Source organism: Arhodomonas sp. KWT, assembly GCF_010993615.1.
This window is the reverse complement of the sequence record NZ_WNXE01000763.1, coordinates 1-802: the sequence shown is the minus strand read 5'-3', so window position 1 is coordinate 802 and position 802 is coordinate 1. Positions and strand designations below refer to the sequence as shown.

Here is an 802-nt window from a genome sequence, read left to right as displayed (position 1 = left end):
CAACGCTCGACCAGCCTGCCCGAATTCAGCTCGTCACGTATCACCACCGGCGGGACCAGCGCATAGCCGGTGCCCTCACGGGCGACCAGGCGCAGCATGGCCATGTCGTCCACCTCGGCGAGCACCACGGGCCGCACGCCCGCGAACTCCAGCAGCCGGTCGAAGCTTGCCCGGACCCCGCTCTCGAGGCTCGGCAGTACCAGCGGCAGGCCGTCCAGATCGTCCGGGAAACGCAGCTGCGCCGTCCCCGAAGCGGCGGGACCGACGATGCTGATGGGCTGGCTGTCCACCAGCTGGCTGTACCAGTCCGACCCTGCATCGCGGGGCACGGGCTCGTTGGACAGGACCAGGTCGAGGGCGTGCGTCTGCAGCCCGGCAAGCAGCTCGTCGCGCCCCGCCGAGCGGATCACGAGCTCGATGTCGTCCCGGTGGATGAGCGGGCGGAGCAGCTCCAGCTGGAAGTTGCGTGACAGCGTCGTCAGCGCGCCGACCCGCAGGATACGCCGGCGGGTCCCGGCGCCACCCCGCAGCGTGCTCACGAGCTCGGCACCCGCCGCGAAGACGGTGTCCGCGTAGTCGAGCGCGATGCGCCCGGCCTCCGTCAGCTGGAGCCGCCTGCCCGCACGTTCGAACAGGGCGTGACCGAGCTGTTCCTCCAGCCGTCGGATCTGCACCGACAGCGCCGACTGCGACACATGGAGCCGCGACGCGGCCGCCGCGACGCTGCCCTCGTGTGCCACCGCCCAGAAATAGCGCAGGTGGTGATAGTTGAGCTGCTGCATACCGTTCTATTTTATTTAAC

1 protein-coding gene is annotated in these 802 nt (G+C 69.5%); it reads right to left on the bottom strand.

Going from position 1 to position 802, the window contains the following annotated elements; translation table 11 throughout:
* On the bottom strand, positions 1 to 782 hold a 782-nt coding region (locus G7A99_RS22245), incomplete at its 3' end, for a LysR family transcriptional regulator (protein WP_163144178.1).
* Between the last annotated feature and the right edge of the window lie 20 nt (positions 783 to 802).